Below are 6,825 nucleotides of genomic sequence, written 5' to 3'. Positions count from 1 at the left end.
GTGAGGCCGGGATCGATCCAGGTGGCGACAAAGGTCTCGGTCAGGCCGAGGATCAGGCCGGCGACCAATGCCCCAAGCAGGTTGCCGACACCACCCATGATGACGACGATCAGCGCCTTCATGGTGAAGACCACGCCGATATTGGCGTTGAAGGTAAGAAACATGGAGACCAGCACGCCGCTGGCGGCGATCAGCGCGCCGCCAATGGCAAAGGCGATGGCGGCGGTGGCACGCACGTCGATGGCAACGAGCTGCGCCGAGATGGGATCCACGGCCACGGCGCGCACCGCCGTGCCGGCCCGCGTACGGGTCAGGCCGAAATACAGGGCCAGCCCGATCACGGCGGCGAAGGCAAGCGCCAGCAGCCGGTTGGCAGCCACGGTCACGCCAAAGATATGCACCGGCACGGCCAGGAAGGCATAGCTGTAATAGGCGCCACCAAACAGCACCAGCATGACGCCCTGGATCACGAAAAGCAGGCCGAAGGTGGCGAGGATGCTGTCGACCTCCAGCGCATCGCGCGTCTTCGCGCGCCGCACCAGCGGGGTAAGCAGGATGCGATAGATCAGCCAGCTGATCACCAGCGAGGCCGGCACCACGATCAGCATGCCCAGCAGCGGCCCGATACCGGCTGCGGTGAACAGCCAGAAAGCGGCAAAAGCTGCCGCGATCAGTAATTCGCCATAGGACAGATTCATGATCCGGGCGACGCCATACTGGAGCGTCAGCCCCATGGCGACGAGAGCATACATGCCCCCCAGCGTGACGCCGGACAACAACGCTTCACTGAACATCAACGACTACCTTTACACAAACCATGGCGGCCACAGCCGGGCAGAGTTTGCGGCAGGCGTCCGATGACGCCCGCCGCAGCACCCTGTTACTGCTTCCAGGCCGGCTTCGGCACGACCATCTGGCTGACGCCCGCCTTCTCCGGCGCAACACCGGTGAAGAAGCCGTTCTGCCACTGGCCGATATGCCAGAAGGCATCCTTCGGCATGTTGTTCTCCAGCTTGATCTTGCCGAGAACGGTGTCGAAGGTGCCGGTCTGCAGTTCCTTGATGATAGCCGGGCGGTCGATCTTGCCGACGCGCTCGATCGCCTGCTCCAGCATCTGCAGCGACGCATAACCCACCTGGCTGCCCCAGTAATCCGGGTCGCGCTTGTGCATGTCATTATGCTTCTTGCGGTATTCCAGCGTGCCCTTGTTGTCGGGCGACCAGCCGCCCAGCGTCATGATGCCTTCGGTATTGGCACCGAATTTCTGCGGATAGAGCGGAAACGCGACGCCGACGCCCAGGAACATCACCTTCGGCGAGAAGTTGGCGATCTTGGCCTGATCGGTGATCGCCAGCGTATCCGGCGGATAGCTGAAGGCGACGAAGGTATCCGCGCCAGAGCGCTGGGCCTCACTGATCAGCGGCGACATGTCCTGCGTACCGATCGGATAGCTCTTGTCATAGACCAGCTTGAGGCCGGCCTTGGCAAAGCCTGCGCGAGCCGCCTTCGACAGGTCGATGCCGAAACCGTCGGCAATGCTGATCATGGCGACATCGCCGCTGATCTTGCCGGCCTTCTTCTGCTTGGCCAGCAGATCGGCCAGGGCATTCACATACATCTCGCTGGTGCCAAGGAACCAGAAGCTGTTCGGCCAGCGCTTGGCCAGAGCCGGCGCCTGGTCGGTCACCGCGCTGAAGGCCAGCTGCGGATAACCGTATTTGTTGAAGACCGGGCCAACGGCCAGGTTCAGGCCGGTGCCCCAGGGCGGGAACAGCAGATCGACCTTGTCCTGGGTCACCAGGCGCTCGACGGCGCGCACGGCTTCCTCGGAATTCGAGCGGTCGTCGTATTCGACCACCTCGATCGGCACACGCTTGCTGCCGAGTTTGAGGCCGCCCTTGTCGTTCACCTCCTTCACCCAGAGCTGGTAATTCGGAATCTGGGTGATGCTGGCGCCGCCGGCATTCGGGCCGGTCTTGGAAATCGCGTAGCCGATCTTGATCTTGTCCTGCGCCATCACTGTGCTGGCAGCGGCGCTGAGCAGGCCGGCGGCCAAGATGGCCGAAAGCACGTGCAATCGCTTTTTCATTGCTTACTCCTCCCGTTGATCGCCAACTCCGGATGACGAACATCGTCCGGGCAAGGCGTTTTTGTTTCCTGATACAGCGTATCGGGAAATCCGCGAGAAGAAGTAGCGCCGTTACGTTCGGCTATCTTGCCTCAGAGTGAACTGGAACTTATCCGGGCGTGAATATCTGTCGGCTCAAACTTTTTGCTGCACCGCATACAAACATTCGTGCAAAACCAATTCGCCGGATACCAGCCGTGGGCGGATGATTACAGGGCCGTTCCAATACCGATGCCCGCGATCTCCAAGATCAGCTTGCGCCGGATCGCCGCGGCAAAGGCTTTGAAATCGCGGGCGGGGACCAGGAAAGCGCCAGGTCCGCCGATCACATGGTTTCGATAATACTCATCGATATCGGGTTCCATATGCAGGATCGGCAGGCCGTTGATGGTGATGCCGCGCGCCGCCGCAAGATCACGGGACGGTTCAGGCCCCGGGCCGTTATTGCTACGGCCATCACCGGAGACATCAATGACGCGACGCAGCGTGTCGACCGGCATCTGCTCCAGCAGTCCCTGGCCAAATTCTATCGCGCCGGCCAGCGACGTGCCGCCACTGAAAATGACCCGTTCAGCCCGCTCGAGTGACAGGGCAAACGCGGCGATCTGGATATCGCTCCGCAGAATGGTCCAGGGAACGAGCGCGGTTTGCAGGCTGTAGCCCGACCACTGGAAATACGTCACCGCAATGGCACCGTGCATCCCGGAGCGGATTGCGCTGATCACCCTCGGGTCGCGAAAAGCGTCAGCATAACCGCGCTGCTGCAGGGTGTAATGCTCGTGCTGGATGCTGCCGGAGCAGTCGGCGGCCAGAACCAGCGCCATATCAACCATGGCGCGCTGGCTGCGGCCAGGTGGCGCATAGCCCAGCGCCATGGCGGCCAGCCCGGCCCCGCCGGCGAGAATGCTGCTGCGTCTCGATAGGCGTCGAGGCGACAAATCCAGCCTCCCGGAAAGCCATGGCCCGACTGGCCGGACAACGATAGCAAAAATCCGAACCGCGGAGAGGCGCCGTGACGCGAAGCGTCGACGTTTTTCGATAACCAATTGAATTAAAAAAGAATTAACAAAACATTCTCTGTGGATAAATATTTTGGTAACCTTAACAAAATGTCCAGTGTGACCGACATCCTTCCGCCGCTGCCCGTCGAGCGGGCCACCATGGTCATCGGCACGGGCGGCAAACCGCAATCCCGCATCGAGGCCATTACGAATGGCCAGTTGCCCGGGGCGGAGATCATGTTGCAGAAACTGCTCGAGGTTCGCGGCGAAATCGGCGGCCCCGACAAGGCGAAAGCCGAACGCGAGGCGGCGGTACGGCAGTTTCACGCCGCCCCAGTCACCTATGACGGTTTTGGCAAAGCGCAGCGCCGGCCGCCGACCGAATCGGTCAATCTGGTCATCTGACCCGCTGCGGCCCGGGCCGCGCTTGTAAATCACTCTGAAAGCCGTTATTCGCGGCTATCCGCTCCCCCCTTCCGACCAGCGGCTTTGCATGTCCGGTCAGCCTGAAATCAGCCCCGATACCAGACCCGAGATCAGCTTTGTGATCCCGGTCTATAACAAAGCCGATATCCTGCCACATGCGCTGGCCGCCCTGGCCGCCCAGAAACTTGATGTCGCGGCCGAATATATCTTCGTGGACGATGCGTCGCAGGATGGCTCGCCGGACATCCTGCAGGCCCATGGCAGCGCATTCCCGCTGCACAGGATTCTGCGCAACACCAAGAATGCAGGACCGAGCATCCGCCTCAATCAGGGTGCGAGGGAAGCGCGCGGCCGCTATCTCTGCCTGATCGATGCCGATGAGCTGATTGCACCCGACGCAGTGGCTGCAATGTTGCGCCTGCTGCGGCAGAATCATGCCGAGATGGCTCATGGCAAGGTTATGCGCACGGCGCTGGCTGCCGCAGAGATCCATCCGCCAGCCATTGGCATGGCTCCATCCTGCGCCATCAGCGACCAGCCGCTGAAGACCATCCTGAATGGTCGCGGCTTTGTGCGCATGGCATGGCTGGTCGAAACGGCCGTCTTCCAGGCTGCGGGCGGCTGCGACGAACGGCTGTTCATCCAGGACGAATCCCTGCCCCTGCGCCTGGCGCTGAAAGCCCGGCGCCTGGTTGACCTGCAGGCCGATGTGATGTGGGCGCCGCAGGCCGCATCGCATCTTTCCGCCAACAAGCGGCAACAGCACCACGACCGCTTCTTCGCCTATTATCACCTGCTGCATGACAATCCGGCGCTGGATGCGGCCGACCGGCGCAGGGCCAGGGCCATCTGCGCCTCGATAGCCTGGAAAGCGATACGCAAAAGCGGTTTGCGCCTTGCATTTGCAACAGCGCTCGCCGCATATCTTGCCGGCAAGCTCGGGATTGACATACCCGGCAGCTATCTTGAAAAAGCCGCCGCGGCGTTCCGCGCCATGCCTGGCATCCGCAAGCCCTGAGATACGGTTACAGATGAGCAGGATGGCTTCGACATATGTCGCTTCCGGCGACGACTGGACCGGCAAGGCGCGCAGCGCGAATCTTGTATTGTTTGCGATTCTGCCAGCCATGCTGCTGTTCTGGCGTGGCGGCGCCGAGGTCGTGATTGGCCTGATCGATGTCAGTTATCTCGCGGTTATGACAACCCGGCGGGAATGGCGCGTCGCTATTTTCCCGCCTTTCATGGCGCTGCTTGCCACCTGGCTGCTGCTCAATCTGGTGGTTTCACCCTTGGCCATCGATCCGGCCACATCCTTCGCCCGCAGCGTGATCTGGCTGCGCTTCATCGTGTTGTTCGCCGCTGTCACGACATGGCTGGTCCAGACGCCACGCGACATCAAGCTGATTGCCGCGGCCTGGGGTTCCACGATCGGCTTCACCATCATCGACGGCCTCGTGCAACTCATGCAGGGGGTCTCGCTTACCGGCCGGCCCATTGCGTCAAACCGACTGACCGGCCCGCTGGACCGGCCGAATATCGGCATGTTTACCGCGCGGATCGGCTTTCCGTTGCTGGGCTGCATGGCCCTCCTGCTCGCGCAATCCATGCGTCTATCGATCACCCGCATCCTGGCCACCGGCATTGCGGCCGTGGCGACTTTTGGTTTCATTCTGCTGACCGGCGAACGGGCAGCCTCGCTGCTGACGCTGCTGGCGATCCTGACCAGCGTCGGGCTGGCTATTCTGCTCGCCCCCAAACGCTACCGCGGTTACGGCCTGCTGCTGCTGATTACCGCCTTCGGCGTGATCGCCGGGATCGGCCTCACCAGCCCGCGAATATTCGATCGGATCAGCAGCATCCTGGATGTACTGAACAATTTCTGGTCGTCGGCTTATGGCGAATTGTTTGCCGCCGGCCTGCATGTCTGGCGGGAATATCCGCTGACCGGCGCGGGCATGAAAAACTTCCAGACCGCCTGCCAGATCGTGATGGGCGATACGCTGAAGGATGGCTGCCATCCGCATCCGCATAACATCTATATCGAATGGCTGGCCGAGACCGGCCTTGCGGGCAGCGCTGGCTTTGTCGCGTTCCTGGTTACCCTGGCTGCCATCTGCATCAATCTGCTGAAGCGCAGCGGCAGGATCAGAGCCATCGGCGCATTGACTGCGGGCAGCTTCGTGCTGCTGCTGTTTCCCTTCACGGCCAGCCAGAGTTTCTTCAGCAACTGGCCGGCCATGCTGTTATGGGCATCGCTGTCATTGACCGTTGCGGTGGCGCGGCTGGCCCACAAATCCCCCAGCGACGGCGAGCCGGCCTGACCATGGCCATTCTCGTCATCAAGCATTCGGCACTCGGGGACATGATCCTTTCCCTGCCGCTGTTGCACGCGATCCGCCGGCATCATCCGGACGACCATATCGTGCTGCTGACCACGGCGCCCTATGTGGACCTGATCCGGCGTTCCGGCCTGGTCGACGAGATCTGGACCGACACGCGCCCCAAACTGTGGCAGGTCGGTGCCACATGGCGACTGATCCGGCGCATCCGCGAGGCCCGCTTCCGTCGGGTTTACGATCTGCAAGGCAGCCAGCGGACGAATTGGTATTATCGCCTGCTGGCTGGCGCGCGCCCTGAATGGGTCGGGAATGCGCCGGGTTGCGACTATCACATCCCCGACCCGACCGAGCCGATGCATATCACCGAGTTGCGACGGCGCCAGCTTGCCCTGGTCGGCATTCCAGATCCCGGCCTGCCAGACCTGGATTTCCTGCAAAGCGATATTGCACGTCTCAACCTGCCGGCCCGCTACGCCCTGCTGGTGCCAGGCGGCGCGCCGCACCGGCCGGCGAAACGCTGGCCGGCCGGACATTTTGCCGCACTGGGCAGCCGCCTGTTTGAAACCGGACTGACTCCCGTGCTGATCGGCCGCGCCGCCGAGCAGGCCGAGATTGAAACCATCAAAGCTGCCTGCCCGGCAGCGATCGATCTGTGCGAACAGACATCAATTGCCGATCTGGCCACCCTGGGCCGACAGGCCGCGCTGGCCATCGGCAACGATACCGGGCCGATGCATATCATCGCCGCCAGCGGCTGCCCCTCGCTGGTGCTGTATTCCCATGAATCCGATCCGCGCAAGGTTTCGCCACGCGGCGACTGGGTCAGGCTGCTGCAGCGGCCAAGCCTGCAGGACCTCTCGCTTGGCGACGTGCTCCGCGCCCTGCCGCCGGCGCGCCAGGCGTAATCACAGCCGGCTCGAATCAAAGCCAG

Annotated in this window: 6 protein-coding genes; 3 read left to right on the top strand and 3 right to left on the bottom strand. The window is 62.3% G+C overall.

The features are described 5' to 3' along the window. The 3 genes from Q1J79_RS12395 to Q1J79_RS12385 all read right to left on the bottom strand — a co-directional run. Positions 1-794, bottom strand: a 794-nt coding sequence (locus tag Q1J79_RS12395) for a branched-chain amino acid ABC transporter permease (protein ID WP_300300778.1), incomplete at its 3' end; no start/stop codon positions are given. 86 nt (positions 795-880) lie between these two features. Next, positions 881-2,089: an amino acid ABC transporter substrate-binding protein gene (locus tag Q1J79_RS12390; RefSeq protein WP_300300775.1), complete on the bottom strand. Its 1,209-nt coding sequence runs from the start codon at positions 2,087-2,089 to the stop codon at positions 881-883. 248 nt (positions 2,090-2,337) lie between these two features. After that, a complete protein-coding gene (locus Q1J79_RS12385) occupies positions 2,338-3,567 on the bottom strand; it encodes a DUF1194 domain-containing protein (protein WP_300300772.1) in 1,230 nt (409 codons plus the stop codon). A 55-nt stretch (positions 3,568-3,622) separates the two neighbouring features. On the opposite strand from Q1J79_RS12385, the gene Q1J79_RS12380 reads away from it, so the two are divergent. Genes Q1J79_RS12380 through Q1J79_RS12370 form a run of 3 tightly spaced genes read left to right on the top strand, consistent with a single transcriptional unit; the run spans position 3,623 to position 6,799 of the window. Beyond that, positions 3,623-4,573: a glycosyltransferase gene (locus tag Q1J79_RS12380; protein ID WP_300300769.1), complete on the top strand. Its 951-nt coding sequence runs from the start codon at positions 3,623-3,625 to the stop codon at positions 4,571-4,573. Positions 4,574-4,595: 22 nt separating this feature from the next. Beyond that, positions 4,596-5,876, top strand: a complete 1,281-nt coding sequence (locus Q1J79_RS12375) for an O-antigen ligase (RefSeq protein WP_300300766.1) — start codon at positions 4,596-4,598, stop codon at positions 5,874-5,876. Between the two features lie 2 nt (positions 5,877-5,878). Further along, positions 5,879-6,799 carry a glycosyltransferase family 9 protein gene (locus tag Q1J79_RS12370; protein ID WP_300300763.1) on the top strand — a complete coding sequence of 307 codons (921 nt, stop codon included), beginning with the start codon at positions 5,879-5,881 and terminating at the stop codon, positions 6,797-6,799. Positions 6,800-6,825 lie beyond the last annotated feature (26 nt).

Origin of the sequence: Ferrovibrio sp., assembly GCF_029255545.1 — a bacterium.
Taxonomy (GTDB): Bacteria; Pseudomonadota; Alphaproteobacteria; order Ferrovibrionales; family Ferrovibrionaceae; genus Ferrovibrio.
This window is presented reverse-complemented; position numbering and strand designations above follow the sequence as displayed.